21 protein-coding genes are annotated in these 26,812 nt (G+C 72.9%); 18 read left to right on the forward strand and 3 right to left on the reverse strand.

The window, feature by feature from the left end; genetic code table 11:
* The first annotated feature begins 9 nt into the window (after nucleotides 1-9).
* From ACFVWU_RS19475 to mutM, 4 genes are read left to right on the forward strand one after another with little or no spacing between them, the layout of a single operon-like run.
* Nucleotides 10-696 carry a YceD family protein gene (locus ACFVWU_RS19475; protein WP_387622250.1) on the forward strand — a complete coding sequence of 229 codons (687 nt, stop codon included), beginning with the start codon at nucleotides 10-12 and terminating at the stop codon, nucleotides 694-696.
* 2 nt (nucleotides 697-698) lie between these two features.
* Nucleotides 699-872 carry a 50S ribosomal protein L32 gene (gene rpmF / locus ACFVWU_RS19480; RefSeq protein ID WP_030056747.1) on the forward strand — a complete coding sequence of 58 codons (174 nt, stop codon included), beginning with the start codon at nucleotides 699-701 and terminating at the stop codon, nucleotides 870-872.
* A 20-nt stretch (nucleotides 873-892) separates the two neighbouring features.
* The gene (gene rnc / locus ACFVWU_RS19485; protein WP_380612671.1) at nucleotides 893-1,681 is read left to right on the forward strand and encodes a ribonuclease III; all 789 of its coding nucleotides are present in this window, start codon (nucleotides 893-895) and stop codon (nucleotides 1,679-1,681) included.
* Between the two features lie 54 nt (nucleotides 1,682-1,735).
* On the forward strand, nucleotides 1,736-2,614 hold the full coding sequence (gene mutM, locus ACFVWU_RS19490) for a bifunctional DNA-formamidopyrimidine glycosylase/DNA-(apurinic or apyrimidinic site) lyase (protein WP_387622253.1): 879 nt from the start codon (nucleotides 1,736-1,738) through the stop codon (nucleotides 2,612-2,614).
* Between the two features lie 4 nt (nucleotides 2,615-2,618).
* Here the strand turns inward: mutM and ACFVWU_RS19495 are convergent, their stop codons facing one another.
* The gene (locus tag ACFVWU_RS19495) at nucleotides 2,619-3,539 is read right to left on the reverse strand and encodes a hypothetical protein (protein ID WP_387622256.1); all 921 of its coding nucleotides are present in this window, start codon (nucleotides 3,537-3,539) and stop codon (nucleotides 2,619-2,621) included.
* A 316-nt stretch (nucleotides 3,540-3,855) separates the two neighbouring features.
* Here ACFVWU_RS19495 and ACFVWU_RS19500 point away from each other — a divergent pair, with 316 nt between their 5' ends.
* The 6 genes from ACFVWU_RS19500 (at nucleotide 3,856) to ftsY (ending at nucleotide 12,018) form a co-directional block, all read left to right on the forward strand.
* Nucleotides 3,856-5,193 (forward strand): hypothetical protein, encoded by a 1,338-nt coding sequence (locus ACFVWU_RS19500; protein ID WP_387622258.1) that lies wholly within the window; start codon nucleotides 3,856-3,858, stop codon nucleotides 5,191-5,193.
* A gap of 121 nt (nucleotides 5,194-5,314) precedes the next feature.
* The gene (locus tag ACFVWU_RS19505; protein ID WP_387622261.1) at nucleotides 5,315-5,818 is read left to right on the forward strand and encodes a winged helix-turn-helix transcriptional regulator; all 504 of its coding nucleotides are present in this window, start codon (nucleotides 5,315-5,317) and stop codon (nucleotides 5,816-5,818) included.
* Between the two features lie 29 nt (nucleotides 5,819-5,847).
* Nucleotides 5,848-6,147 (forward strand): acylphosphatase, encoded by a 300-nt coding sequence (locus tag ACFVWU_RS19510; RefSeq protein WP_387622263.1) that lies wholly within the window; start codon nucleotides 5,848-5,850, stop codon nucleotides 6,145-6,147.
* Between the two features lie 410 nt (nucleotides 6,148-6,557).
* A complete protein-coding gene (locus ACFVWU_RS19515) occupies nucleotides 6,558-6,761 on the forward strand; it encodes a hypothetical protein (protein WP_045702518.1) in 204 nt (67 codons plus the stop codon).
* Between the two features lie 157 nt (nucleotides 6,762-6,918).
* Nucleotides 6,919-10,539 (forward strand): chromosome segregation protein SMC, encoded by a 3,621-nt coding sequence (smc, locus tag ACFVWU_RS19520; RefSeq protein ID WP_387622266.1) that lies wholly within the window; start codon nucleotides 6,919-6,921, stop codon nucleotides 10,537-10,539.
* 240 nt (nucleotides 10,540-10,779) lie between these two features.
* A complete protein-coding gene (ftsY, locus tag ACFVWU_RS19525) occupies nucleotides 10,780-12,018 on the forward strand; it encodes a signal recognition particle-docking protein FtsY (protein WP_387622269.1) in 1,239 nt (412 codons plus the stop codon).
* 351 nt (nucleotides 12,019-12,369) lie between these two features.
* Here the strand turns inward: ftsY and ACFVWU_RS19530 are convergent, their stop codons facing one another.
* On the reverse strand, nucleotides 12,370-13,047 hold the full coding sequence (locus tag ACFVWU_RS19530; protein ID WP_387622272.1) for a bifunctional DNA primase/polymerase: 678 nt from the start codon (nucleotides 13,045-13,047) through the stop codon (nucleotides 12,370-12,372).
* A 613-nt stretch (nucleotides 13,048-13,660) separates the two neighbouring features.
* On the opposite strand from ACFVWU_RS19530, the gene ACFVWU_RS19535 reads away from it, so the two are divergent.
* The 7 genes from ACFVWU_RS19535 (at nucleotide 13,661) to ftsH (ending at nucleotide 24,066) form a co-directional block, all read left to right on the forward strand.
* Nucleotides 13,661-15,115 (forward strand): hypothetical protein, encoded by a 1,455-nt coding sequence (locus ACFVWU_RS19535; protein ID WP_387622275.1) that lies wholly within the window; start codon nucleotides 13,661-13,663, stop codon nucleotides 15,113-15,115.
* Nucleotides 15,116-15,403: 288 nt separating this feature from the next.
* Nucleotides 15,404-16,756 carry an ammonium transporter gene (locus ACFVWU_RS19540; RefSeq protein ID WP_387622277.1) on the forward strand — a complete coding sequence of 451 codons (1,353 nt, stop codon included), beginning with the start codon at nucleotides 15,404-15,406 and terminating at the stop codon, nucleotides 16,754-16,756.
* A complete protein-coding gene (locus tag ACFVWU_RS19545) occupies nucleotides 16,756-17,094 on the forward strand; it encodes a P-II family nitrogen regulator (protein ID WP_380612682.1) in 339 nt (112 codons plus the stop codon). The genes ACFVWU_RS19540 and ACFVWU_RS19545 overlap by 1 nt, the downstream gene beginning before the upstream one ends.
* 48 nt (nucleotides 17,095-17,142) lie before the next feature.
* A complete protein-coding gene (locus ACFVWU_RS19550; protein ID WP_387622280.1) occupies nucleotides 17,143-19,587 on the forward strand; it encodes a [protein-PII] uridylyltransferase in 2,445 nt (814 codons plus the stop codon).
* A gap of 113 nt (nucleotides 19,588-19,700) precedes the next feature.
* On the forward strand, nucleotides 19,701-21,266 hold the full coding sequence (ffh, locus tag ACFVWU_RS19555) for a signal recognition particle protein (protein WP_387622329.1): 1,566 nt from the start codon (nucleotides 19,701-19,703) through the stop codon (nucleotides 21,264-21,266).
* 132 nt (nucleotides 21,267-21,398) lie between these two features.
* The gene (locus tag ACFVWU_RS19560) at nucleotides 21,399-21,941 is read left to right on the forward strand and encodes a GNAT family N-acetyltransferase (protein ID WP_387622283.1); all 543 of its coding nucleotides are present in this window, start codon (nucleotides 21,399-21,401) and stop codon (nucleotides 21,939-21,941) included.
* A gap of 94 nt (nucleotides 21,942-22,035) precedes the next feature.
* A complete protein-coding gene (gene ftsH / locus ACFVWU_RS19565; RefSeq protein ID WP_387622286.1) occupies nucleotides 22,036-24,066 on the forward strand; it encodes an ATP-dependent zinc metalloprotease FtsH in 2,031 nt (676 codons plus the stop codon).
* A gap of 135 nt (nucleotides 24,067-24,201) precedes the next feature.
* Here ftsH and ACFVWU_RS19570 read toward each other — a convergent pair whose 3' ends face one another.
* Complete coding sequence (locus tag ACFVWU_RS19570; RefSeq protein ID WP_387622289.1) at nucleotides 24,202-25,026, reverse strand: class I SAM-dependent methyltransferase; 825 nt, start codon at nucleotides 25,024-25,026, stop codon at nucleotides 24,202-24,204.
* 211 nt (nucleotides 25,027-25,237) lie between these two features.
* Between ACFVWU_RS19570 and proS the strand changes: the two genes are divergently transcribed.
* The gene (proS, locus tag ACFVWU_RS19575) at nucleotides 25,238-26,650 is read left to right on the forward strand and encodes a proline--tRNA ligase (protein ID WP_380612687.1); all 1,413 of its coding nucleotides are present in this window, start codon (nucleotides 25,238-25,240) and stop codon (nucleotides 26,648-26,650) included.
* Nucleotides 26,651-26,812: the final 162 nt, after the last annotated feature.

The following is a 26,812-nucleotide window of genomic DNA, read 5'->3' on the forward strand; positions in this document are numbered from 1 at the left end:
TCGACTCGAATGGGGACACGCAGCATTGATTCCGATGGAAGTCAGGACACCTTGAACCGCCTCGACCACCGCGACCCCCTCGTGTTCGACACGCACGAGCTGGGCCGTCGTCCGGGCGCCATGCGCAAGGTGAGTCGGACCCTGGAGGCCCCCGAGGGCTTCGGGATCATCGACGTGATCGGCGTCCCGGAGAAGAGCCCGATCGAGCTGGAGCTCCGCCTGGAGTCCGTGGTCGAGGGCGTGCTGGTCACCGGCACCGCCGACGCCCACGTCGAGGGCGAGTGCGTCCGGTGCCTGGAGCCCGTCGACTTCGACATCGACGTGGACTTCCAGGAGCTGTACTACTACCCGGAGTCCGACGAGCGCCACCGCGCCCGGACCACCGGGACCGAGGACCTCGACGAGGACTCGGAGGAAGAGACTTACCGCCTGGAGGGCGACTTCTTCGACCTCCAGCCGGTGCTGCGTGACGCGGTGGTGCTCGCACTGCCGCTGCAGCCGGTGTGCCAGGACGACTGCCTGGGCCTGTGCTCCGAGTGCGGAGCACGCCTGAGTGACGACCCGACGCACCACCACGACGCCGCCGACCCCCGGTGGGCGGCTCTGCAGGGACTCTCCGCCGCCCCCGGCGACGAGGGTGACGGGATCAAGAACAGCGACACCCGTGAGGGTGCCGCCGAGAACCAGGAGAAGTAGCCGTGGCTGTTCCGAAGCGGAAGATGTCGCGCAGCAACACGCGCCACCGCCGTTCCAACTGGAAGGCCGTCGTTCCGGCCCTCGTGGCGTGCGACCGCTGCCACGAGCCGAAGCTCGGCCACATCGCGTGCCCCAGCTGCGGCACGTACAACCGCCGCCAGGTCCTCTCGGTCTGATCGGCGGGGTGTACGGATCGATGTCGGACGGTAACTCCACCCGCAAGGCGTCCTCTGCCTCGAAGGGTTCTTCGGGTAGCGGCAAGGCCGGCGGGCCGGCTTCGACCGAATACGACGTCCTGGAAGGGCGCCTCGGGTACACGCTTGAGCGCGCCCTTCTGGTACGTGCCCTGACCCACCGCTCGTACGCGTACGAGAACGGGGGTCTGCCCACCAACGAGCGCCTGGAGTTCCTCGGCGACTCGGTGCTGGGCCTGGTGGTGACCGACACCCTCTACCGCGTCCACCCGGACGTCCCGGAGGGCACGCTCGCCAAGCTGCGCGCCGCGGTCGTCAACTCCCGCGCGCTCGCGGACGTCGGCCGGGGCCTGGACCTCGGCGCGTTCATCCGGCTCGGCAAGGGCGAGGAGGGCACCGGCGGCCGCGACAAGTCGTCGATCCTCGCCGACACGGTCGAGGCCGTGATCGGGGCCGTCTACCTGGACCGCGGTCTGGAGGCGGCGACCGAGTTCGTCCACCGCCTGTTCGACCCGCTGATCGAGGAGTCCTCTCAGCTGGGAGCCGGCCTGGACTGGAAGACCAGCCTCCAGGAGCTCACCGCCTCGGTGGGCATCGGGGTGCCCGAGTACGTGGTCATGGAGTCCGGCCCGGACCACGAGAAGACCTTCACCGCGGCGGCCCGGGTGGCTGGCGAGGACTTCGGCAGCGGCGTCGGCCGCTCCAAGAAGGAAGCCGAGCAGAAGGCCGCCGAGAGCGCCTGGCGCGCGATCAAGGAGAAGTACGCGGACCGGCTGCCCGCCGGGGCGTGACCTGGAAGTAGCCTTCACTCCTGCCGACATCTTCTTCGCAGGAGGCCTGTTCCCGTGCCCGAACTTCCCGAGGTCGAGGTCGTCCGCCGCGGTCTGGCGAACTGGGTCGCCGGGCGGACCGTCGCCGACGTCCAGGTGCTGCACCCGCGCGCGGTGCGCCGCCAGCCGGCCGGCGCGGCCGACTTCACGGCCCGGCTGACCGGCACCACGCTCGGCACCGCGCAGCGGCGCGGCAAGTACCTCTGGGTGCCGCTGACCGGCACCGGCGCGGGTTTCTCGCTGATCGGCCACCTCGGGATGAGCGGCCAGCTCCTCGTCCAGGACCCGTCGACGCCGGACGAGACCCATCTGCGGGTCCGGCTGCGCTTCACCGATGGCGGGCGCGAGCTGCGCTTCGTCGACCAGCGGACCTTCGGCGGCCTGGCGGTCGAGGAGGCCGAGGAGCGCGACCCGGAGGGCACGCCGGTCTCCATCGCGCACATCGCCCGCGACCCGCTCGACCCGCGCTTCGACGACGAGGCCTTCGCGGCCGCGCTCCGGGCCAAGCGCACCACGGTCAAGCGGGCGCTGCTGGACCAGACCCTGATCAGCGGCGTCGGCAACATCTACGCCGACGAGGCGCTGTGGCGCTCCAAGCTGCACTACGACCGCCCGACCGGGACGCTCACCCGCCCGCAGGCCGCCCTGCTGCTGGCCAACGCCCGGGACGTGATGACCGCGGCGCTCGCCGTCGGCGGCACCAGCTTCGACAGCCTGTACGTCAACGTGAACGGCGAGAGCGGCTACTTCTCCCGGGACCTCGACGCCTACGGCCGCGAACAGGAGCCCTGCCGCCGCTGCGGCACCCCGATCCGGCGGGCCGCCTGGATGAACCGTTCCAGCTACTTCTGCCCCCGCTGCCAGCGCGTGCCGCGGACCCGCAGCGGGGGCTGAGCCGCTACTTCCTGGCGAGTTCCGGGTGCCCGGCGGGCTCCTCGGCCGGGGCGCCGTGGGTGTCCTGGCCGAAGTAGGCGACGCCAACCGCGGACACCACCGCGAGCAGGAAGCCGACCACGCCGAGCCAGCCCAGGCCGGCCTTGGAGGAGTCGCCGAGCCAGAGCACGCCGACCGCGCCGGGCAGCACCGTCTCGCCGACCACCAGCGCGGCGGTCGCGCCGTTCACCGAGCCGATCTGCAGCGCCACGGTGTGCACGTACATGCCGCCGAGGCCGCCGATCAGGATCGCGTACAGCGCCGGGTCGGAGAGCAGCTGCCCGAGGTCGAAGGGCTCCAGGCCGTTGAGGATGCGCACACCCACGCCCAGGCCGCCGAAGCCGAGGCCGGAGAGCAGACCGGCGACGATCGCGCCCTTGGAGCCCATCCGGCGCACCAGCAGGCTGCCGCCGACCAGCAGCACGGTGGTGATGATCAGCAGCCACCAGTGGAAGGCCATCTCCGCGTGGTGGCCACCCTCCGGCCCGGCCGAGACGGCCAGCAGCACCAGCGCCGAGCAGAGCACGCCGATCGACGCCCACTCCAGCTGCTTGAGCCGGATGCCCAGCAGCTTGATGCTGAGCAGCGCGGTGATCACCAGGTTGGCGCTGATGATGGTCTGGGAGAGGAACAGCGGCAGCAACCGCGCGGCCAGCGCGCCCAGCCCGAAGCCGATCAGGTCGAGCACCGTACCGGTGATGAACTCCCAGGTGACGGCGGCCTTGGCGGTGGAGGACAGACTCGGTCCGCCGTGCTCGGTGGTCGAGGTGGTGGCGCCCTTGGCCGCCTCCTCCTGGGCGGAGCGGCGGGATCCGACGGCCTGCAGGACCGAGCCGGTGCCGTAGCAGGCGGATGCCGCCACGGCCGTGACGAGGCCGATGATCACCGAGCGCTCCGATCGGGAGTTGGGTCAAGAACAGGTAATGGGACCAGTGGTCCGGGACCCACTATGCCCGTTCGCGCGGTACGGTCGGGACGCCCCCCGGGCCGCCGCAGGGCCGCCCCCGCACCACCCCGGGCCCGCCGGGACGTACGTCCGGGCGTCTCCGCTGGTTCCCACGCCCCACCCGTCTCAGGGGCGACTGGGGGAAATCTCATCCGCGAGAAGGGGTACCGCCCCGGCGGTCGGCGGGGAATCTTGTCATAACCAGTATGCGAAGGGTATGCCGTTCTCTGCCGCTGGTCGCGGTAGCGTCGGGGTCATGAGAACCCTTGCCCGACGTACCCGGGGCGCCGGGCCACTTGCCCTGGTGGCGGCGCTGCTCGGGCTGATGCTCCTCCTGGCGCCTTCGGCCTCCGCGGCCGGCGGCCTGAGCGACGCCGCCGCCACCCTGAAGAAGGGGCAGGTCTACGTCGCCCCGTCGATGCTGGACCGCTTCAGCCAGGCCCAGGCCGACGCCCTGACCAAGAAGATCGAGAAGGCCGACAAGCCGATCTTCATCGCGGTCGTCCCCGACGCCGCCAACAAGGACACCGTCCTCACGGACCTGCGCACCCTGGTGGGCATCGACGGCGTCTACGGCGTCTGGCGGGGCAACAGCGGCTTCCTGGCCCGCGCCGACCGCGGCGCGATGGGCGTCGGCGTGGCGGACCGGATCGGGGGCGCCGTCGCCCGTGCCGACAAGGGTGACATCAACGCCACCCTGAACGACTTCGTCGACCAGGCCGCCCCGCAGACCAAGGGCACCGGGGTCAACCACAGCACCTCGATCGCCTGGGTGATCATCCCGGTCGTGCTGGTGGTGCTGGCCGGCGCCGGCGTCTTCTTCCTCTTCCGCCGCGCCAAGAAGCGCAAGGAGGAGCAGGCTCGCGCCGAGCTGGAGCAGCTGCGCCGCGTCGTCGACGAGGACATCACCGCCTTCGGCACCGAGCTGGAGCGGCTGGACTTCAGCCCCGGCGCGTCGGACGCCGACGACGCCCAGCGCACCGACTACAGCCGCGCCCTGGACTCGTACGAGACCTCCAAGCGGCTGATGAACGAGGCCAAGAAGCCGGACGACGTCAAGCAGGTCACCGAGGCGATCGAGGACGGCCGGTTCGCGCTGGCCACCCTGGCCGCCCGGCGGGAGAAGCGCCCGCTGCCCGAGCGCCGTCCCCCGTGCTTCATGGACCCGCGCCACGGCCCGTCCGTCAAGGACGTCGACTGGGCCCCGGCCGGCGGCGCCGCCCGCTCCGTCCCGGTCTGCCAGGCCGACGCCGACCGGGTCGCGGCCGGCCTCGACCCGGCGGTCCGCACCGTCGACACCGAGTACGGCCCGCAGCCGTACTGGAACGCCGGCCCGGCCTACGCGCCGTACGCGGGCGGGTACTACAGCAGCTTCGGCGGCGGCCTGCTGCCGGGCCTGCTGGTCGGCACCGTGCTCGGCTCGATGATGAGCGAGCCCGCCTACGCCGCGGCGCCGATGATGGAGAGCCACCACGGCTACCAGGACCAGTACGACGGCGGCGACTACACCGGGGCCGACTTCAACGCCGCAGACTTCAGCGGCAGCGACTGGAGCGGTGGCGGCGACTTCGGTGGCGGTGGCGACGACTGGTGACCCGCTGATCCGAGCCTGACCCCACGGCCCCGCCGGTTCTTCCGGCGGGGCCGTTCGCCGTCCTCGGGCAGGGCCGAGCGACCCGGTTTGAGAAGCCAACCCGGTGTGGCAGGCTGGCACCGTGACCTCCGACACCCCGCCCGCCCACACCCTCGCCGCCGTTCCCGGCCGACCGTGCTCGATGGCGGCGGCGCTCCAGGTGGTGGGCGAGAAGTGGGCGCTGCTGGCGGTGCGCGAGCTGTTCTACGGCAACCACCGCTTCGACCGGATCGCCCGCAACACCGGCGCCCCGCGCGACCGGCTGACCGCGCGGCTGCGGGCGCTGGAGGAGGCCGGGGTGGTCGAGCGCCGCCCGTACAGCGAGCGGCCGCCGCGCTACGAGTACCACCTCACCGAGGCCGGCCGGGACCTCGCCCCGCTCGCCCACGCGCTGCGCGTCTGGGGCGACCGCTGGCTGGGGCCGGATTCCCCGGTGACCTTCGCCCACGAGCCCGAGGGCCACCAGCCGCACCCCTTCGACCCGGCCTGGGTGTGCCGCACCTGCGGCCGGGAGGCCCGCCGCGGCGAACTGCACGCCGAGGTGCACACCCCGGGCTGGACGGTCGAGGGCCCCGTGGAGCTGTGACCGGCCGCACCGCCGGTTAGGGTCGGGGCATGCACGGTCGTGACGCCCACAGTGATGAACCGGTCCGGGTGACCGCCTGGGTCCGGGGGAAGGTCCAGGAGGTCGGGTTCCGCTGGTGGACCAGGGCGCGGGCGCTGGAGATCGGCCTGACCGGCTACGCCAGCAACCTCGGAGACGGCCGGGTGCAGGTGGTGGCCGAGGGGCAGGCCGCCGACTGCGAGGAGCTGCTGGCCCTGCTGCGGGGCCCCGACACGCCCGGCGCGGTGAGCGGTGTGACCGAGATCTGGACCGCCGTCGGCGCGGGCTACGAGAGCTTCGAGATCCGCTGAGCCCCCGTTTCCCGGCCCGCTGCCGTCGCGTTCCGGAAATGATCCGCAACCGTCGGTGTCAGACGGTTGCCATTCGGGCAGACTCGTGGTTGACTCCGCATCGAACGATGATCCACGAGCACGTGGTGGACCCGGCCCGAGACCCCCAGGCGTGACGACACCGCCAGGCAGGTGACAGGGGCGCGGTAGCGTGCGGTGATCGTGTTGACCCGTACCGTCTTTGGTGAGACGCTTGAAGCCCGCGCACACGATCGCGCATCCCGGTAGGCGCATGCCCTCGTGAGCCCAGCTCACGGTGGTTGTGCCGTAGTGCTCAGCCAGCACTTCCGGTGCGCGCCGCGCGTGCGTCCCCCTTCCCCCTAGACCTGTACCGTTCCGGTTCGGTCACTCAGCGTGGAGGACCATTCATCATGGCAAAGGCGCTTCTCGGGTACGTCGGCGGCCCCGACCCGCGAATGCTCTCCGAGATGCGACGGCTTCAGCAGCGCGTCCAGGACCTTGAAGCCGAGCTCCTTCGGATGCAGGCTGAGAACGACGCGCTCACCGCTGTCGCTGACGAGCACTCGCTGCTCAACAGCATCGATCTGGACCAGCGGGAGCCGGCTCTGACCTGAGCCCCGCCCCGGTCCTCACAGATCGACGCCGCTGTGCACTGAGCCGCCCCGAAAGGGACGCAGCTTTGCAAGGGACGCCCGGATGTGGCGTCCCTTCGTCGTGTCGGACTCCGGATACAGTCGGTTCCCGTTGTGAGCGATTGAGGAGACCGGCCGCGTGCACCTGAAGAGCCTGACGCTGCGCGGGTTCAAGTCCTTCGCCTCCAGCACCACCCTGCGCTTCGAGCCGGGCATCACCTGCGTCGTCGGCCCGAACGGCTCCGGCAAGTCGAACGTCGTCGACGCGCTGTCCTGGGTGATGGGCGAGCAGGGCGCCAAGTCGCTGCGCGGCGGCAAGATGGAGGACGTCATCTTCGCCGGGACCAGCGGGCGCGCCCCGCTCGGCCGCGCCGAGGTCAGCCTCACCATCGACAACGGCGACGGCGCCCTGCCGATCGACTACTCCGAGCTGACGATCACCCGGACCATGTTCCGCAACGGCGGCAGCGAGTACGCGCTCAACGGCGAGACCTGCCGCCTGCTGGACATCCAGGAGCTGCTCTCCGACTCCGGCATCGGCCGCGAGATGCACGTCATCGTCGGCCAGGGCCAGCTCGACTCCGTCCTGCACGCCGACCCGACGGGCCGCCGCGCCTTCATCGAGGAGGCGGCCGGCGTCCTCAAGCACCGCAAGCGCAAGGAGAAGGCGCTGCGGAAGCTGGACGCGATGCAGGCCAACCTCAACCGCGTCCAGGACCTGGTGGCCGAACTGCGCCGCCAACTCGGACCGCTCGGCCGACAGGCCAGGATCGCCCGCCGCGCCGCCGGCATCCAGGCCGACCTGCGCGACGCCCGGCTGCGGCTGCTCGCCGACGACCTGCTCACCCTGCGCCAGGCCGTCGAGGCCGAGATCGCCGACGAACTCGCGCTGCGACTGCGCCGCACCACCGTCGAACAGGAACTGGCCCGGGCCGTGCAGCGCGAACGGGTCCTGGATGCGCAGGTCCAGCGGCTCGGCCCGAGCCTGGAGACCGCCCGGCAGACCTGGTACCGGCTCTCCGCGCTCGCCGAACGCACCCGCGGCACCATCGGACTGGCCGAGGCCCGGGCCCGACACGCCGCCGCCGGGGGACAGGCCGAGGAGCGGCGCGGTCGTGACCCGGAGGAACTGGAGCGGGAGGCCGAGCGGGTCCGCGAGGAGGAGGCCGCTCTCGCCGAGGCACTGGAGGAGGCCCAGTACGCGCTGGCCGAGGCGGTCGAGCGCAAGAGCGAGCTGGAACGCGAACTGGCCGCCGAGGAACGCCGGCTGCGGGACGCCGCCCGGGCCATCGCGGACCGCCGGGAGGGCCTGGCCCGGCTGCAGGGGCAGGCGGTCGCGGCCCGCTCCAAGGCCGCCTCGGCCGAGGCCGAGATCGGCCGGCTCACCGAAGCCCGGGACGAGGCGCTGCTGCGCGCCGAGGCCGCCCAGGGCGAACTGGACGAGCTCCAGCAGCAGGTCGACGGCCTGACCGGGGACGACGAGCAGGCAGAGGCCGGGCACCGGCAGGCCCGGGAACGGCTGGCCGCGGTGGAACGGGAGCTGGCCGCCGCCCGGGAGACGGCCGGGGCCGCCGAGCGCGAACGGGCCGGGCTCACCGCGCGGCACGAGGCGCTCTCGCTCGGACTGCGCCGCAAGGACGGCACCGGCGCGCTGCTGGACGCGGGGGAGCGGCTGACCGGACTGCTGGGCCCGGCGGCCGCGCTGCTGCGGATCGAGGCCGGATGCGAGGTCCCCGTCGCCGCGGCGCTCGGGGCTGCGGCCGACGCGGTGGCCGTGGACTCCCCGTCCGCCGCCGCCGGGGCGCTGCGGCTGCTGCGCGACCAGGACGCCGGGCGGGCCGCGCTGCTGATCGCCGGGGCCGCGGAAGTTCCGCATCCGGCCGGGGAGTTGCCGGACGGGGCCCGCTGGGCCGGTGAACTGGTGGACGGCCCGGCCGAGTTGCTCGCCGCCGTCCGGAACCTGCTGGCCGGGGTGGCGGTGGTCGCCGACCTGGACTCGGCGCTGCGACTGGTCGCCGAACGCCCCGGACTGTCCGCCGTCACCGCCGAGGGGGACCGGCTGGGCGCCGGCTTCGCCCACGGCGGCTCCGGCGGAGCGCCCAGTCTGCTGGAGACCCAGGCGGCCGTGGACGAGGCGGCCCGGGCGATCGGGGAACTCACCCTGCGCTGCACCGCGTCGGCCGAGCGGCTGGCCGAACTCACCGAGCTGCGCCGGGAGTCGGCCACCGAGGTGGAGCAACTCGCCGAGTTGCGGAGGCAGGCGGAGAAGGAGCGGGCCCAGGTGGCCGGTGCGCTCGGCCGCCTCGGCGGACAGGCCCGCGCCGCCGCCGGGGAGGCCGAGCGGCTGTCGGCCGCCGCCGCCCGGGCCGAACAGGGTCTGGCCGAACTGCTCGCCACCGCCGAGGAGCTGGCCGAACGGCTCGCCGTGGCCGAGGAGTCGGCGGACGCCGGGGAGGACGAGCCGGACCCCGCCGAGCAGCAGCGACTGGCCGAGGCCGCCTCCGCCGCCCGGCAGGCCGAGCTGGAGGCCCGGCTCGCGGTGCGCACCCACGAGGAGCGGGTCCGCGCCCTGGCCGGACGGGCCGACCAGCTGGACCGGGCGGCCCGCGCCGAGCGGGAGGCGCGCGCCCGGGCCGCCGAGCGTCGCCGCCGCGCCGAGCACGACGCCGGGGTGGCGACGGCCGTCGCCGCGGGCGCCCGGCAGCTGCTGGCCTGCCTGGAGGTGTCGCTGTCCCGCGCGGACGCCGAGCGTGCGGCGGTCGAACAGGCGCGTGCCGAGCGCGAGGACGAACTGCGGGAGCACCGGGAGCACGGCCGCGGCCTCAAGGAGGAGCTGGACAAGCTGGTCGACGCCGGGCACCGGGACGAGGTGCTGCGGGCGGAGAAGCGGCTGCGGATCGAGCAGCTGGAGGCCCGGGCGCTGGAGGAGTTCGGCATCGACGGGGGCGAACTGCTCGCCGCGTACGGGCCGGACCAGCCCGTCCCGCCGTCCACGCCTGAGGAGGGGAAGGAGCCGGGGGAGCCGTACCCGTACGTCCGGGCCGAGCAGGAGAAGCGGCTGAAGGCCGCCGAGAAGGCGTACCAGCAGCTCGGCAAGGTCAACCCGCTGGCGCTGGAGGAGTTCGCCGCGCTGGAGGAGCGCCACCAGTTCCTCGGCGAGCAGCTGGACGACCTCAAGCGCAGCCGGCGCGACCTGATGGACATCGTCCGGGACGTGGACCAGCGGGTCGAGCAGCTGTTCACCTCGGCGTACCACGACACCGCGGCCCAGTTCGAGGGCGTCTTCGCCCGGCTCTTCCCGGGCGGCGAGGGACGGCTGGTGCTGACCGACCCGGACAACATGCTCACCACCGGGGTCGAGGTGGAGGCCCGCCCGCCCGGCAAGAAGGTCAAGCGGCTGTCGCTGCTGTCCGGCGGCGAGCGCTCGCTGACCGCGGTGGCGCTGCTGGTGGCGATCTTCAAGGCCCGGCCCAGCCCCTTCTACGTGATGGACGAGGTGGAGGCGGCGCTGGACGAGACCAACCTGCGCCGGCTGATCGGGATCATGGAGGAGCTGCGGGAGAGCTCCCAGTTGATCGTGATCACCCACCAGAAGCTGACCATGGAGTCCGCCGACGCCCTGTACGGCGTGACCATGAAGGGGGACGGGATCTCCCAGGTGATCAGCCAGCGGCTGCGCGAGGAGCACCGCGAGCGGAAGTCACGCGCGGTGCTGCCTCGACAGCACGAGGAGGCGAGTGCCTCCGGGCCGACGGACTGATCCGTCGGCCTGCGCCGGGGCTGCTGCCCACGGCGGAACCGATCCCGGATACTGGACGGGTTGTGACTCCTCCCCCTCACATAGCGAGGGGGCTTCTCACCCAGCCGTTGGACGACCTCGTGACGGCCAAGCCCTGACCGGTGCCGGATGGCACAGTGGTCAGCGTAGGGGAGGCGCAGACGCTCGTGCGTCGGTGACCGAAGGATCACTCTATCGAGGGACCCAGCGAAGGAGATTGATGTGGAATACGTGATCCTTGCCGTAGTCATCGCCGTGATCGCCATCGGCGCGATCGCGGGCCTCGTCGTTTCCGGCAGACGACGCCAGCAGCTGCCCCCGAAGTCGCAGGCGCCGGTCATCACGGCGCCGAAGACCACCCCGCAGGAGCCTCAGGTCGGCGAGGAGGCCGCGCCGCCCACCGAGGAGCCGCGCCGCACCGTCGAGGAGGTGCCGCTTCCCGAGGCCCCTGCGGCCCCCGAAGCCCCCGAGGTCGTCGAGGCCGTCGAGGTCGAGGCTCCCGAGGCGGCCGAGGCGGCGCCCGCCGTCGAGGTCCCCGAGCCCACCGCCGGCCGGCTGGTCCGGCTGCGCTCCCGGCTCTCCCGCTCGCAGAACTCGATCGGCAAGGGCCTGCTCTCGCTGCTCTCCCGCGAGCACCTGGACGAGGACACCTGGGAGGAGATCGAGGACACCCTGCTCACCGCCGACGTCGGCGTCACCCCGACCCAGGAGCTGGTCGAGCGGCTGCGCACCCGGGTGAAGGTACTCGGCACCCGGACGCCCGACGAGCTGCGCGCGCTGCTGCGCGAGGAACTGGTCGAGCTGATCGGCACGGACTCCGACCGCACCGTCCGCTCCGTCAAGCACGAGGAGGGCCCGGCCGTGGTCCTGGTCGTCGGCGTCAACGGCGTCGGCAAGACCACCACCACCGGCAAGCTGGCCCGCGTCCTGGTCGCCGACGGCCGCAGGGTGGTGCTCGGCGCCGCCGACACCTTCCGGGCCGCCGCCGCGGACCAGCTGCAGACCTGGGGCGAGCGGGTCGGTGCGCACACCGTGCGCGGCCCGGAGGGCGGGGACCCGGCCTCGATCGCCTTCGACGCGGTCAAGGAGGGCATCGCCGAGGGCGTGGACACCGTGCTGATCGACACGGCCGGCCGACTGCACACCAAGACCGGCCTGATGGACGAGCTGGGCAAGGTCAAGCGGGTCGTCGAGAAGCACGGCCCGGTGGACGAGGTGCTGCTGGTGCTGGACGCCACCACCGGTCAGAACGGTCTGATCCAGGCCCGGGTGTTCGCCGAGGTGGTGGACATCACCGGCATCGTGCTGACCAAGCTGGACGGCACCGCCAAGGGCGGCATCGTGGTCGCGGTGCAGCGCGAGCTGGGCGTGCCGGTCAAGCTGATCGGTCTGGGCGAGGGCGCGGACGACCTGGCGCCGTTCGAGCCGGGTGCGTTCGTGGACGCGCTGATCGGGGACTGACCGGGGCTCCCCGTCGGTCGAAGGGTCCGCTCCTCCGGGGGCGGGCCCTTTCGCGTGCCCCGGGAGGGCCGCCGCCCCGAGCCGAAGGGCCGAGCGGGCGAGTCCACCGCCCCGAGCCGAGCCGAAGGGGCGCGCCGGTGCCGAAAGGGAGAAGCGACAAGCGAGGCACGAGCGCCGGAGCGACGACCGTCGGCACCGGATCAGAGCGCCCCGGAGGCGAGGGGGCGAGTATCAGTGCGACGACCGTCGGCACCAGGCCAGAGCGCCCCGGAGGCGAGGGGGCGAGTATCAGTGCGACGACCGTCGGCACCAGGCCAGAGCGCCCCGGAGGCGAGCAGGCGAATCAGGGGGTCACGAGGCGATCCAGGCGGGCTCGGCGGTGCGCTCGCGGCTGCGGTGGCAGGCGTAGGCGAGGGTGCCGAGCAGCAGCCGGGCCTCGGGCGGGCAGCCGGCGTTGTCGCGGGTGGGGCGGCGCAGCCAGCGGACCGGGCCGAGCCCGCCGAGGACGGTGGGCGGGGCGGCGACGTAGCCGCCCTCGCCGTGGCAGGCCAGGTCGAGCGCGGCGTCGTCCCAGCCCATCCGGTAGAGCAGGTCGGGCAGTCGGCGGGCGGTCCCGGCGGCGACCAGGAACTGCAGCCGGCCGGTGGGCGGGGCGAGCACCGGGCCGACCTGGGTGCCCATCCGCTCCAGCCGGACCAGCGCCTGCAGGCCGGCCTGCTCGGGGACGTCCAGGACGTCGAAGGCGCGGCCGGTGGGGAACAGGACGGAGCCCTCGGCGCCGACGGCCCGGGCCCGGCTCCTGGTGCCCGGTACGGGGTGCAGGCCGGGCGCGGCGCAGCGGTGGGCGCCGCAGGGACAGCGGGTCGGGGTGGTGGCGCCACCGACCGATGCGCCGGTGGCGACCGCCCAGCCCCAGCGGCCGGTGTACTCCGCGGCGGCCTGGGACGCGGTGACCTTGGTGCGGCGGCGCGCGCCCAGCGGTGCCAGCCGCAGGTGCCCCAGTCGAAGTTCGCCGAACAGGTTGTCCATGCCTCCCCCAACAGGTTCTCGTTGCCGATGGTTACGGGATGGTGACTGTGTGTTGATTGTCCGTTGCGTGGTGCGTTGTGCGGTGGCGGCGCGCAGCGCTTGGCGTGCGCCTGTTGCGGTGGTGCGCCTCGGGCGCCGCCTTGTAGGGGCGGCGCCGATGCCGGATCGTCGGGTACGCGAGGCTGTCGCTGTCCCGAGTGGGTGGCGAACTCGCTTGTGACTGCGGTGGATTGCGGGGTCCGCCGGGTCCGTCGGCGTTGGCCGGAGGACTTGGCGGCCCGCATATGCCGGACCGTCGGGCCTATCCAGTGAAGCGTGTGCCCCCTGGCTTCGGTTCACTCCTGGGGGTGGCGAAAGGTGGCGTTTCGCCAGGGCCGCTCCCACGGGTACCTCGCGGGGCACTACGTTCAGCACACGGACGTCGCCATGGAGCCTGCTCCGGGCCGCCGGGGAACGGGAGTTGGGGATCTGACACACCGTCCGGGGATGGCACACCAGTACGACGAGGCGGTACCGCAACACCTCAGGCACGGCACGTCTGGCAAGAGCCCGCAACCGTCGGGCGGTCACGATCGGGGGCCCCGAAGGGGCCGGGCGGGATGGGGACGTTCCCATGGCAGAGAAGCAACCCAATGAGAAGCTGACTACGTGGTTCGCCCGCAGTGGCTGGTCGAAGGGGGAGTTGGCCCGCCAGGTCAACCGCCGGGCCCGGCAGATCGGCGCCCACCACGTGTCGACCGACACCTCGCGGGTGCGCCGCTGGCTCGACGGCGAGCAGCCCCGCGAGCCGATCCCCAAGATCATGTCGGAGCTGTTCTCCGAGCGCTTCGGCTCCGTGGTCTCGATCGAGGACCTCGGCCTGCGCGCCGCGATCCCGGTCTCCACCGTCGGCGGCGGCGTGGACCTGCCCTGGAGCGCCCCGCAGACCGTCCAGCTGATCAGTGAATACTCCCGCAGTGACCTGATGCTCAACCGCCGGGGCTTCCTCGGCACCTCGCTCGCGCTGACCGCCGGCGCCGCGCTGATCGAGCCGATGCAGCGCTGGCTCGCCCCCGGCCCGACCGGCATGCCCACCCCGATCCTCACCGCGGCCAACGGCGGCGAGGCGTTCACCGGCCGGCTCTCCGAGCCCGAGCTGGAACTGCTGGAGCAGACCACGGTCATGTTCCGCCAGTGGGACGCCCAGAACGGCGGCGGGCTGCGCCGCAAGGCCGTGGTCGGCCAGCTCCACGAGGTCACCGACCTGCTCCAGGAGACGTACACCGAGGACACCACCAAGCGGCTGTTCCGGCTCACCGCCGAGCTCGCCCACCTGGCCGGCTGGATGTCCTACGACGTCGGGATGCACCCGAGCGCGCAGAAGTACTACGTGCTCGCCCTGCACGCGGCCAAGGAGGCCGGCGACCGCCCGTTCGGCGCCCTGATCCTCACCGACATGAGCCGCCAGATGATCCACCTCAACCGGGGTGAGGACGCCCTGGAACTGATCCACCTGGCGCAGTACGGCAGCCGGGACACCGCCACCCCGCGCCAGCAGTCCCTGCTGTACGCGATGGAGGCGCGCGCCTACGCCACCATCGGCGAGGTGAACCGCTGCGCCCGGGCGATCCGGCTGGCCGAGGACACCTTCACCGACATCCGGGACGGGGACGGCGATCCGGACTGGCTGAAGTTCTTCTCGCCGGCCGAGCTGAACGCCGAGAACGCGCACTCCTTCCGCGACCTCGCGTACCACTCGGACAACGCCCAGCTGTACGCCTCGCTGTCCGCGCCGGTGATGGAGCGCGCGGTCGACCTGTTCCGGCAGGACGAGGACCACGTGCGCTCGTACGCCTTCAACCTGATCGGCATGGCCAGCGTGCACCTGCTGCAGAAGGAGGCCGAGGAGGCGGTGGTGTACGCCGAGCAGGCGGTGGACATCGCGACGAAGGTGCGCTCGGAGCGGCTGAACTCCCGGGTGCGCAAGACGACGGAGGCCGCCTCCGCCCGGTTCAAGGGCGTGGACGCGGTGAGCCGACTCAAGGAGCGGGTGGTCCAGGACATCCCGGAGTACGTCTCGGTGGTCTGAGCGACCCCCGCACCGGACTCCACCGACCGCGACGGCCGCCGCCGCCGCGGTCGGTGGCTTCTGGGCCACCGGTGGTGGCGTGCGGCGGCACGGTAGCCCATCCGGCCCTGGGACGGGGCCGCGGTTCACGTGCCCGTAACCCGCGCGACGCACGCGTCACGGCCGCGAAACAACCGACCGCACTGGCCGAAACCAGTCTTCGGCACTCTCCTCTTCATCGCCGCCACCCCGGGTGGCACGGGACAGGTTCCCGGGGTGTGGAGCGGCTTTCACGCAGAGGAGACGCCGATGCCGGACGGCTTCAGCGCGGGCGACACCGCCTTCGTGCTCATCAGTGCGGCCCTGGTCATGGTGATGACCCCGGGCCTGGCCTTCTTCTACGGGGGCATGGTCAGGGCCAAGAGCACACTGAACATGCTGGCGATGAGCTTCCTCTCGCTCGGCATCGTCAGCGTGCTCTGGGTCCTCTACGGGTACTCGCTCAGCTTCGGGCCCGACTCCTTCGCCGGACTCATCGGCAACCTGGACTTCCTCGGGATGCGCGGGATCGGGCTGAACGAGCTGACCGGGTCCATCCCGGTGACCGCGTTCGCGGTCTTCCAGCTGATGTTCGCGATCATCACCCCGGCGCTGATCAGCGGCGCCATCGCGGACCGGGCGAAGTTCGCCGCCTGGGGCCTGTTCATCGCGCTCTGGGTGACGATCGTCTACTTCCCGGTCGCGCACTGGGTGTTCTTCTTCGACAACGGACACGGCGGCTGGCTCGGCGACAGAAACGGCGTGATCGACTTCGCCGGCGGGACGGCCGTGCACATCAACGCCGGTGTGGCGGGCCTCGCGCTCTGCCTGGTGCTGGGCAAGCGGGTCGGCTTCAAGAAGGACCCGATGCGCCCGCACAGCCTGCCGCTGGTGATGCTCGGCTCCGGGCTGCTGTGGTTCGGCTGGTTCGGCTTCAACGCCGGCTCGGCGCTGGCCGCCAACGGCGTGGCCGCGATGGCGATGGTCAACACCCAGGTCGCCACCGGTGCGGCGCTGGTCGGCTGGCTGATCTACGAGAAGCTCAAGCACGGCGCGTTCACCACGCTGGGCGCCGCCTCCGGCGCGGTGGCCGGACTGGTCGCGATCACCCCGGCCTGCGGCTCGGTCAGCCCGCTCGGCGCCGTGGCGATCGGCCTGATCGCGGGCGCGGTCTGCGCCGCCGCCGTCTCGCTGAAGTACCGCTGGGGCTTCGACGACTCCCTCGACGTGGTGGGCGTGCACGCGGTCGGCGGGGCGATCGGCTCGCTGCTGATCGGCCTGTTCGCCACCGGCGGGGTCGGCCAGACCGCCAAGGGCCTGTTCTACGGCGGCGGGCTGGGCCAGCTCGGCAAGCAGGCGATGGGCGTGGCGGTGGTCGCGGCGTACTCGTTCGTGCTGTCCTGGCTGCTGGCGAAGGCGGTCGACAAGCTGGTCGGCTTCCGGGTCACCGAGGAGGTCGAGGTGGCCGGCATCGACCAGGCCGAACACGCCGAGTCCGCCTACGATTTCAGCGCCGTGGGCGCCGGCCTGGCCCGGGCCCTGCCGAGCCTGGGCGGTGCCGCCCCCGCGCCGGTTGCCGTGTCCGTCGAGAAGCCCGTTGAGAAGACCGAGGTCGACGCCTGATGAAGCTCATCACCGCTGTGATCAAGCCGTACCGCCTGGACGAGGTGAAGGCCGCCCTGCAGGCCTTCGGGGTCCACGGCCTGACCGTCACCGAGGCCAGCGGCTACGGCCGCCAGCGCGGCCACACCGAGGTCTACCGGGGCGCCGAGTACACCGTGGACCTGGTACCGAAGATCCGGATCGAGGTCCTGGTCGAGGACGAGGACGCCGACGGCCTCATCGACGCCCTGGTGAAGGCCGCCCGGACCGGGAAGATCGGCGACGGCAAGGTGTGGAGCATCCCGGTCGACACCGCCGTCCGGGTCCGCACCGGCGAACGCGGGCCGGACGCCCTGTGACGCCCTGAGACCGCTCGGCGGCCCACCTGACGGACGGGACCCACGCGCATGACCACCGAGACCAGCCCCTCCGACTCCTCCGCCCCCTCCGACCACGCCGCCGCCCGGGCCCAGTTGCTCGACCGGCCCGGCCTGACCGGCCGCCCCCGTCGGGCCGCGCTCGCCCGGCTCACCGACGACTGGCTGGCCGGGCTGCTCACCGCCGCCGGCGCCCCCGCCTGCGGCGTCGCCCTGGTCGCCGTCGGCGGCTACGGGCGCGGCGAACTGTCCCCGCGCAGCGACCTCGACGTCCTGCTGCTGCACGACGGCCCGATCGCCCGCGAGCTGCCCGAGCGGATCTGGTACCCGGTCTGGGACGCGGGCGCCAAGCTCGACCACTCGGTGCGCACCGTCTCCGAGGCCCGCTCCGTCGCCGCCGCCGACCTCAAGGCCCAGCTCGGCCTGCTGGACGCCCGCCACCTCGCCGGGGACGCGGCACTCACCGCCGCGCTGCGCTCCGCGGTGCTCACCGACTGGCGCGCCGGCGCCCCCGCGCGCCTGCCCGAGCTGCGCGAGCTGGGCCGGGAGCGGGCCGAACGCCACGGTGAGCTCTCCTTCCTGCTGGAGCCCGACCTCAAGGAGGCCCGCGGCGGGCTGCGCGACCTGGTCGCGCTGGACGCGATCGCCGCCACCTGGCTCGCCGACGCGCCCCGGGACGGCCTGGAGGCCGCCGCGCTGCGGCTCGCCGACGTCCGCGACGCGCTGCACCTGGCCACCGGACGGGCCACCGAGCGGCTCAGCCTCCAGGACCAGGACCAGGTCGCCGAGCGGCTCGGTGTGCTGGACGCCGACACCCTGCTGCGCCAGGTCTACGAGGCCGCCCGGACCATCGCCTACGCGAGCGACGTCACCTGGCGGGCGGTGGACCGGGTACTGGCCGCCCGCTCCGGCCGGGGCCGCCGGACGGGCCGGCGGGGCTTCCCGTTCACCGGCGCCGGCCGCGGCACCGGTGCGGTGGCCCGCGGCGCGGTCGAGCGCCGCCCGCTCGCCGAGGGCGTGGTCGAGCAGGACGGCGAGGCGGTGCTCGCCCAGGCCGCCCGCCCGGCCACCGACCCGGTGCTGCCGCTGCGCGCCGCGGCCGCCGCCGCCCAGAACGGGCTGACCGTCTCGTACGCGACGGTGCGCCGGCTGGCCGCCGAGTGCCGACCGCTGCCGGTGCCCTGGCCGGACGAGGCGCGCGCACAGCTGGTCACCCTGCTCGGCGCGGGGGAGGCCGCCGTCCCCGTGTGGGAGGCGCTGGAGGCGGAAGGGCTGGTCACCCGGCTGCTGCCGGACTGGGAGCGGGTGCGCTGCCGGCCGCAGCGCAACGCGGTGCACCGCTGGACGGTGGACCGGCACCTGGTGGAGACGGCGGTGCGGGCCGCGGCGATGACCCGCCGGGTGGCCCGGCCGGACCTGCTGCTGGTCGCCGCGCTGCTGCACGACATCGGCAAGGGCTGGCCCGGTGACCACAGCGAGGCAGGCGAGGTGATCGTCCGCGACGTGGCCTCCCGGATGGGCTTCGGGGCCGAGGACACCGAGACCCTGGCGGTGCTGGTCCGCCACCACCTGACCCTGGTGGACACCGCGACCCGGCGCGACCCGGACGACCCGGCCACCGTCGAGGCGATCACCAAGGCGGTCGGCACCCTGCCGGAGCTGGAACTGCTGCACGCGCTCACCGAGGCGGACGCGCTGGCCACCGGCCCGGCCGCGTGGAGCAGCTGGCGGGCCTCACTGGTGGACGGCCTGGTGGCCCGGGCCGCCGCCCGGCTCGCCGGGGCCGGCGGCGCGCCCGCGGAGGGGGCGCCCACCGCCGGGCAGGAGCGGCTCGCGGTCGAGGCCGCCCGCACCGGCGAGCCGGCGCTGTCGCTGCTGGCCCAGGCCGCGGGGGCGGCCCCGGGCACCGAACCGATGGGCGTCGAGCTGACCCTGGCCGTCCCGGACCGCCCGGGGCTGCTCGGCACGGTCGCCGGGGTGCTCGCGCTGCACCGGCTGACCGTCCGCTCGGCCGGCCTGCGCGAGCTGGACCCGATCGGCGCGGGCCCGGTGCTGCTGCTGTCCTGGCGGGTGGCCGCCGAGTTCGGCGAGCTGCCGGAGGCCGCCAGGCTGCGCGCCGACCTGCGCCGGGCGCTGGACGGCTCGCTGGACGTCTCCCGCCGCCTCGCCGAGCGGGACGCCGCCGCCCCGCGCCGCAAGGGCATCCCCACCCCGCCGCCGCTGGTCGCGGTGGCGCCCGCGGTGGCCTCGGCGACCGCGACCGTGCTGGAGGTCCGCGCGCACGACGCCCCCGGACTGCTGCACCGGATCGGCCGGGCGCTGGACGGGGCGGGGGTGCGGGTGCGCACCGCGCACGTCTCCACGCTGGGCGCGGAGGCCGTCGACTCGTTCTACCTGACCGACGCGGCGGGCCGTCCGCTCACCGCCGAGCGGGCCGGGGAGGTGGCGGCGGCGGTGCGGGCGGCGCTGGACTGAGAACCGGTCCGGGCGGGGGTTTCGGCAGGGGTGGAGACCGTACCCGGGGTGGCCGGATACCCTGGGGGACGACGACCGTACCGATACCGATGCCGCAGAGGACCCGCGCCGACGTGTTCGACACCCTTTCCGATCGCCTCGCAGCGACGTTCAAGAACCTCCGGGGCAAGGGCCGCCTGAGCGAGGCGGACATCGACGCCACCGCCCGCGAGATCCGCATCGCGCTGCTGGAGGCGGACGTCGCGCTGCCGGTCGTCCGGGCCTTCATCAAGCAGGTCAAGGAGCGGGCGCTCGGCGCCGAGGTCTCCGGCGCGCTGAACCCGGCGCAGCAGATCATCAAGATCGTCAACGAGGAGCTCATCGCGATCCTCGGTGGCGAGACCCGCCGGGTGCGGTTCGCCAAGAACGGCCCGACGGTCATCATGCTCGCCGGTCTGCAGGGTGCCGGTAAGACCACCCTCGCGGGCAAGCTCGGCTTCTGGCTGAAGAGCCAGAAGCACACCCCGCTGCTGGTCGCCTGTGACCTCCAGCGCCCCAACGCGGTCAACCAGCTCCAGGTGGTCGCCGAGCGGGCCGGCGTGGCCTTCTACGGCCCGCAGCCGGGCAACGGCGTCGGCGACCCGGTGCAGGTCGCCAAGGACTCGATCGAGTACGCCAAGCAGAAGCAGTACGACGTCGTCATCGTCGACACCGCCGGCCGCCTGGGCATCGACGCCGAGCTGATGCAGCAGGCCGCCGACATTCGCGCCGCGGTCAACCCGGACGAGGTCCTGTTCGTCGTCGACGCGATGATCGGTCAGGACGCGGTCACCACCGCGCAGGCCTTCCTCGACGGCGTCGACTTCACCGGTGTGGTGCTCTCCAAGCTCGACGGCGACGCCCGCGGCGGTGCCGCCCTGTCGGTCGCGCACGTCACCGGCCGGCAGGTCATGTTCGCCTCCAACGGCGAGAAGGTCGACGACTTCGACGCCTTCCACCCGGACCGGATGGCCTCGCGCATCCTGGGCATGGGTGACGTCCTCTCGCTGATCGAGAAGGCCGAGCAGACCTTCTCGCAGGCCGAGGCCGAGAAGATCGCCGCCAAGCTGCGCGGCGGCCCGAAGCAGTTCACCCTGGACGACTTCCTGTCGCAGCTGGAGCAGGTCCAGAAGATGGGCTCGATCTCCAAGCTGCTCGGCATGCTGCCCGGCATGGGCCAGATCCGCGAGCAGATCAACAACATCGACGACAAGGACGTCAACCGGGTCGGCGCGATCATCAAGTCGATGACCCCGGCCGAGCGCGCCGAGCCGGAGCTGATCAACGGCTCCCGCCGGGCCCGCATCGCCAAGGGTGCGGGTGTCCAGGTCGGCGAGGTGAAGAACCTGGTCGAGCGCTTCTTCGACGCCCGCAAGATGATGTCCGCGATGGCCTCCGGCAAGGGCATGCCCGGCATGCCGGGGATCCCGGGCATGGGCGGCGGCGCGAAGAAGTCCGCCAAGAAGGCCCCGCAGGCCAAGGGCAAGCGCAAGAGCGGCAACCCGCTGAAGCGCGCGCAGGAGGAGGCTGCGGCCGCCGAGCGCCGGGCGCTCGGCCCGGGCGCCGGCCCGGGTCAGGCCGAGGGCGGCGCGTTCGGCCTCGGTGCGGGCAAGGGCCCGGCCGACTTCGAGCTGCCCAAGGAGTTCAAGGACCTGCTGTAGTCCTCGGCCCTCGGCCCGGCCTGTCGGCCTGAGCCGTTCTGATCGGCTTCGGCCGGTCCTGAGCCGTTCTGATCGGCCCGTCGTTCGGTGATCTCCGGGCGGCGGGCCGTTCATATGTCCGATGATGCTGCCATGTCCGATGATGTTGGCGTGCGAGTGATGATCAGGGCCCCGAGGGCCGAGGACGAGGTTGTGTACGCCGAGGCGGTCCGCCGGTCCGCCGAGCACATCGGGCGGTGGAACCCGGTCGAGCCGGACGGGCTGCCGGAACTGCTGGAGCGCCAGGGACCGGGCCTGCGCACCTTCCTGATCTTCGACCGGGACTCCGGCGGGCTGGTCGGCAAGGTGAACGTCGCCAACATCGTGATGGGCCGGTTCTGCAACGGCGCGCTGGGCTACGACTCGTACCTGCCGTTCGCCGGCACCGGGCGGATGACCGAGGGCCTGCGGCTGGTCCTGGACCGCTGCTTCGCCCCGCAGTCGGCCGACGGGCTGGGCCTGCACCGGCTGGAGATCAACGTGCAGCCGGAGAACGAGCGCTCGATCGCGATGGCCAAGCGGCTGGGCTTCCGGCACGAGGGCTTCACGCCGCGGATGCTGTTCCTGCAGGGGGACTGGCGCGACCACGAGCGCTTCGCGTTGACCGCCGAGGAATGGCCGGGCACCGCGGCATAGCCACCGCTAGCGCGGACCCCGGCGCGGCCGTACGGCCGGTGGGGCGCGGCGTTGCGGTTGGCTCGTCCGAGCACCTGTCCGTATCGTCCGGTGGGTGACCGAACCCGCGCCGCCGCGCCAAACCCCCGACCAGCCCTGGCGGTCCGAGGGCGCCCCGCCCGCGCCGCCGCCCCGCCGCCGGATGCCCGGCGGCTGGGCGGGACTCGTCCTCACCGCACTCGTGGTGTTCCTGATCTCCGACCTGCTGCTGTCGTTCTTCGGCAACGAGGGCGCCACCACGATCTCCTACACCGAGTTCAACAACCAGTTGAACAAGGGCAACATCACCAAGATCTACTCCAAGGGCGACGCGATCGAGGGCACCCTCAAGAGCGCCCAGCCCAAACCGGACGGCGGCAAGGGCAGCTACACCGAGTTCGACACCCAGCGCCCCTCCTTCGCGGGTGACAACCTGTGGGCCACCCTGCAGCAGCACGGCGTCGAGGTGACCGCGACCTCGCCGGTGCAGCAGCGCAGCTTCCTCACCAACCTGCTGCTCTCGCTCGCCCCGATGCTGCTGCTGGTCTTCATCTGGGTGCTGCTCGCCCGCCGGATGGCCGGCGGCCTCGGCGCCGGGCCGCTCGGCCGCAAGGCCCCGCCCAAGCCGGTCACCGCCGAGCAGGGCAAGCGCACCACCTTCGCCGACGTGGCCGGCATCGACGAGGTCGAGGCCGAACTCACCGAGGTGGTCGACTACTTGAAGAACCCCGACCGGTACCGCAGGCTCGGCGCCAAGATGCCGCGCGGGGTGCTGCTCAGCGGCCCGCCCGGGACCGGCAAGACCCTGCTGGCCCGGGCCGTGGCCGGCGAGGCGGACGTACCGTTCTTCTCCGCCTCCGCCTCCGAGTTCATCGAGATGATCGTCGGCGTCGGCGCCAGCCGGGTGCGCGAACTGTTCGCCGAGGCCCGCAAGGTCGCCCCGGCGATCATCTTCATCGACGAGATCGACACCATCGGCCGCCAGCGCGGCGCCGGCGGTGGCATGGGCGGGCACGACGAGCGCGAGCAGACGCTCAACCAGATCCTCACCGAGATGGACGGCTTCTCCGGCTCCGAGGGCGTCATCGTGATCGCCGCGACCAACCGGGCGGACGTGCTCGACCCGGCGCTGCTGCGCCCCGGCCGCTTCGACCGGCGGATCACCGTCAGCCCGCCCGACCGGGAGGGCCGTGCCGCCATCCTGCGCATCCACACCCGGACCGTCCCGCTGGCCGGCGGCACCGACCTCACCCAGCTGGCCAAGGTCACCCCCGGGATGACCGGTGCCGAACTCGCCAACCTGGTCAACGAGGCCGCCCTGCTGGCCGTCAAGCGCAAGCAGGACGCGGTCAACGAGCGGGACCTCTCGGACGCCCTGGAGAAGGTCCAACTCGGCGCCGTGCGGCCGCTGGTGATGCCCCAGGAGGAGCGCGAGCGGACGGCGTACCACGAGAGCGGGCACGCGCTGCTGGGCATGCTCCAGCCCGGCGCGGACCCGGTCCGCAAGATCACCATCGTGCCGCGCGGCCGCGCGCTCGGCGTCACCCTCTCCACCCCGGAGAACGACCGCTACTCGTACACCGAGCCCTACCTGCGCGGCCGGATCATCGGCGCGCTCGGCGGGATGGCGGCCGAGCAGGTCGTCTACGGGGTGATCACCACCGGCGCGGAGAGCGACCTGGAACAGGTCACCAGCATCGCGCGCGGGATGGCCGGGCGGTGGGGGATGAGCGAGCGGGTCGGGCGGCTCACCGCCGTGCCCGCGGACGTGCAGGGCGCCGGTGCGTACGGGCTCTCCGCGGCGCCGACCACGCTGGACGCGGTGGACGAGGAGGCCCGGCGGATCGTCGCCGAGTGCTACGAGGACGCGGTGCGGCTGCTGGCCGAGCAGCGGCACCGGCTGGACGCGCTGGCGGCGGCGCTGCTGGAGGCGGAGACGCTGGACGAGGAGGCGGCGTACCGGGCGGCGGGGGTGCCGCGGGAGGCCTCGGACTCGGATGCGGAGCCGGGCTCAGGCTCGGGCTCGGCTTCCGGCTCGGGCTCGGGTGGGGACGGGGACGGGGACGGGGGCGGCGGGTCGGACGGGAAGTCGCTCGACCAGGCGTGAAGTCGATGCCGGGGGCGCTCGCCGCAATGGCGGGCGCCCCCGGTTTCCGTTGTCCGGCTTCCGTTTCCGATCGGTTCTGATCGCGCCCGGTTCCGTCTCCGCCTGGTCCTGGCGTGATCGTTCTCTGTGGAAGCCCTACCGCGGCCGTTCGGCGACCAGGTAGCGGAAGACGTTCTCCATCCGGACCGTGCCGTCCGGGCGCAGGTGCGGTTGCAGCGCCTCCTCCAGCTCCTTGGCCACCAGCGAGGCGCCGGAGAACTCCTCGGCCGCCTCGAACAGCCCGGTGGAGAGCAGGCCCCGGACCGCGCTGTCGAGGTCCGGGTAGGCGAACGGGCAGCTCACCCGGCCGCTTCCGGCCGGGCGCAGGCCGGCCGGGGCGAGCAGGTCCTCCAGCGTGCCGGGTGCGCTCAGCTCGAACGGGTCGCGCGCGGTGGTCCGGCCCGCCCTCCGGCGGGCCACGTCCAGCACCGGGGCGCTCTGGCAGCGCTCCGGCGGGCCCCAGGCGGCGAGCACCACGTGCCCGCCCGGAAGGGTGAGCCCGGCCGCCTCGGCGACCACCGCCCGGGGCTCGGCGGCGCCGGGCAGCTGCTCGAAAACGGTCACCAGGGAATGGGCCGAGCGGGGGACGGCGGCGGCCGGCCGGGACCCGGCGCACACCCGCAGCCGACGGTTGCGGGCCAGCTCGCGCAGCTCGTCCCGGGGCTCCTGCCCGGCGACCTGGGCGCCCCGTCCGGCCGCCAGCAGCAGGGCCAGTCCGGACCGGCAGCCCAGTCCCAGCACGCTGCTGGCCGGGCCGACCTCCAGGCGGTCGTACACCGCCTCGTAGAGCGGTACCAGCATGCGTTCCTGGATCTCTGCCCAGTCGCGGGCCCGCGCGGGCGCGGCGGCCCCGGGTTGCGGGTGGTGCGATCGTGCGCCTGTTGGTCGTACGGTCGTGCCGGTCGTCCGAGCTGAAGCCATCGCGGCCTCCCATCCGGTCCTTCGGTGTGCTGCTACGGCTCCCCCAAAGTCCCGCCCCACTCCAGCGAACAGCGGGTCGGGCCCGGCGTCCAGAGGGGTGCAGGGTGGTGCGCGCGTGTCGCGGTCGTGCGCCCCCTGCGGGGGCCGTACCACTGCCGCGGGTGTGATACCGATTCGAAACCGGAGGGTCGCGCCCCGTACGATTCGGCCCATGGCTAAGGCACCCGTTCTCACCCCCCAGGCGGAAGACTTCCCCCGCTGGTACCAGGACCTCATCAACAAGGCCGAGCTGGCCGACAACGGTCCGGTGCGCGGCACCATGGTCATCCGACCGTACGGCTACGGCCTGTGGGAGCGGATGCAGCAGGAGATGGACGCGCGCATCAAGAAGGCGGGCGCGCAGAACGCCTACTTCCCGATGTTCATCCCGCAGTCCTACCTGACCAAGGAAGCCGAGCACGTCGAGGGCTTCGCGCCCGAGCTCGCGGTGGTCACCCACGGTGGCGGCAAGCAGCTGGAGGAACCGGTCGTCGTCCGGCCGACCTCCGAGACGATCATCAACGAGTACTTCTCCAAGTGGGTGCAGAGCCACCGCGACCTGCCGCTGCTGATCAACCAGTGGGCCAACGTGGTCCGCTGGGAGCTGCGTCCGCGCGTCTTCCTGCGCACCACCGAGTTCCTCTGGCAGGAGGGCCACACCGCCCACGCCACCTACGAGGACGCCCGTGAGTACGCGTCGATGATCCACACCCAGGTCTACGGCGACTTCATGACCAATGTGCTCGGCATCGACGTCGTGCTCGGCCGCAAGACCGCCAAGGAGCGCTTCGCCGGCGCCATCAACACCCTCACCCTCGAGGGCATGATGGGCGACGGCAAGGCCCTGCAGATGGGCACCAGCCACGAGCTGGGCCAGAACTTCGCCAAGGCGTTCAACACCACGTACCAGCTGCAGGGCGCCGAGCGCGAGCACGTCTGGCAGACCTCCTGGGGCGTCTCGACCCGCATGGTCGGCGGCCTGATCATGTCCCACGGCGACGACAACGGCCTGCGGGTGCCCCCGCGCCTGGCCGCGGTCCAGGCCGTCGTGCTGGCCATCAAGGGCGACGACGCCGTCATCGCCAAGGTCCGCGAGATCGGCGCCGCGCTGGAGGCGGCCGGCATCCGGACCGTCGTCGACGACCGCACCGACACCCCGTTCGGCCGCCGTGCCGTCGACTGGGAGCTCAAGGGCGTTCCGCTGCGCATCGAGGTCGGCCCGCGCGACCTGGAGAACGGCACCGCGATGCTGGCCCGCCGCATCCCGGGCGGCAAGGAGCCGGTCTCCATCGACGCCCTGGCCGCGCTGCTGCCGGGCATCCTGGAGGAGGACCAGGCGCTGCTGCTGCGCCAGTCCCGCGAGCGTCGCGAGGCCCGCACCGTCGACGTCAAGACCCTCGACGAGGCCGTCGAGGCCGCCGCGACCGGCTGGGGCCGGATCTCCTGGGCCGACCTCGGCCCGGAGGGCGAGGCCAAGCTGTCCGAGCAGGGCGTCACGGTGCGCTGCATCGTCGCGGCCGACGGTTCGGTGCCGCAGTCGGACGACCAGGACGGCAATATCGCGATCGTCGCGCGTGCGTACTGATGCCTGTTACCCGCAGGCGATGACCGTTAGCGGCGACATTCGCCCGGAATGCGGGTTGGTAAGAATCCGGTAACTCTCTCGGGGGACTACCGACACCCGACATCCCTACTGGCCGGTCAACTGCCGGTATTAACGGAATAGCGGTACGGTGTACGGCCCGTG

It is taken from the genome of Kitasatospora sp. NPDC058190, assembly GCF_042883685.1.
Classification (GTDB): domain Bacteria; phylum Actinomycetota; class Actinomycetes; order Streptomycetales; family Streptomycetaceae; genus Kitasatospora.

Coding starts and splice junctions, on each gene's coding strand:
- ACFVWU_RS19475 (WP_387622250.1), top strand. CDS start 10: ATGGGGACACGCAGCATTGATTCCGATGGAAGTCAGGACACCTTGAAC.
- rnc (WP_380612671.1), top strand. CDS start 893: ATGTCGGACGGTAACTCCACCCGCAAGGCGTCCTCTGCCTCGAAGGGT.
- ACFVWU_RS19500 (WP_387622258.1), top strand. CDS start 3,856: ATGAGAACCCTTGCCCGACGTACCCGGGGCGCCGGGCCACTTGCCCTG.
- ACFVWU_RS19510 (WP_387622263.1), top strand. CDS start 5,848: ATGCACGGTCGTGACGCCCACAGTGATGAACCGGTCCGGGTGACCGCC.
- ACFVWU_RS19515 (WP_045702518.1), top strand. CDS start 6,558: ATGGCAAAGGCGCTTCTCGGGTACGTCGGCGGCCCCGACCCGCGAATG.
- ACFVWU_RS19530 (WP_387622272.1), bottom strand. CDS start 13,047: ATGGACAACCTGTTCGGCGAACTTCGACTGGGGCACCTGCGGCTGGCA.
- ACFVWU_RS19535 (WP_387622275.1), top strand. CDS start 13,661: ATGGCAGAGAAGCAACCCAATGAGAAGCTGACTACGTGGTTCGCCCGC.
- ACFVWU_RS19540 (WP_387622277.1), top strand. CDS start 15,404: ATGCCGGACGGCTTCAGCGCGGGCGACACCGCCTTCGTGCTCATCAGT.
- ACFVWU_RS19545 (WP_380612682.1), top strand. CDS start 16,756: ATGAAGCTCATCACCGCTGTGATCAAGCCGTACCGCCTGGACGAGGTG.
- ACFVWU_RS19550 (WP_387622280.1), top strand. CDS start 17,143: ATGACCACCGAGACCAGCCCCTCCGACTCCTCCGCCCCCTCCGACCAC.
- ACFVWU_RS19560 (WP_387622283.1), top strand. CDS start 21,399: ATGTCCGATGATGTTGGCGTGCGAGTGATGATCAGGGCCCCGAGGGCC.
- ACFVWU_RS19570 (WP_387622289.1), bottom strand. CDS start 25,026: ATGGCTTCAGCTCGGACGACCGGCACGACCGTACGACCAACAGGCGCA.
- proS (WP_380612687.1), top strand. CDS start 25,238: ATGGCTAAGGCACCCGTTCTCACCCCCCAGGCGGAAGACTTCCCCCGC.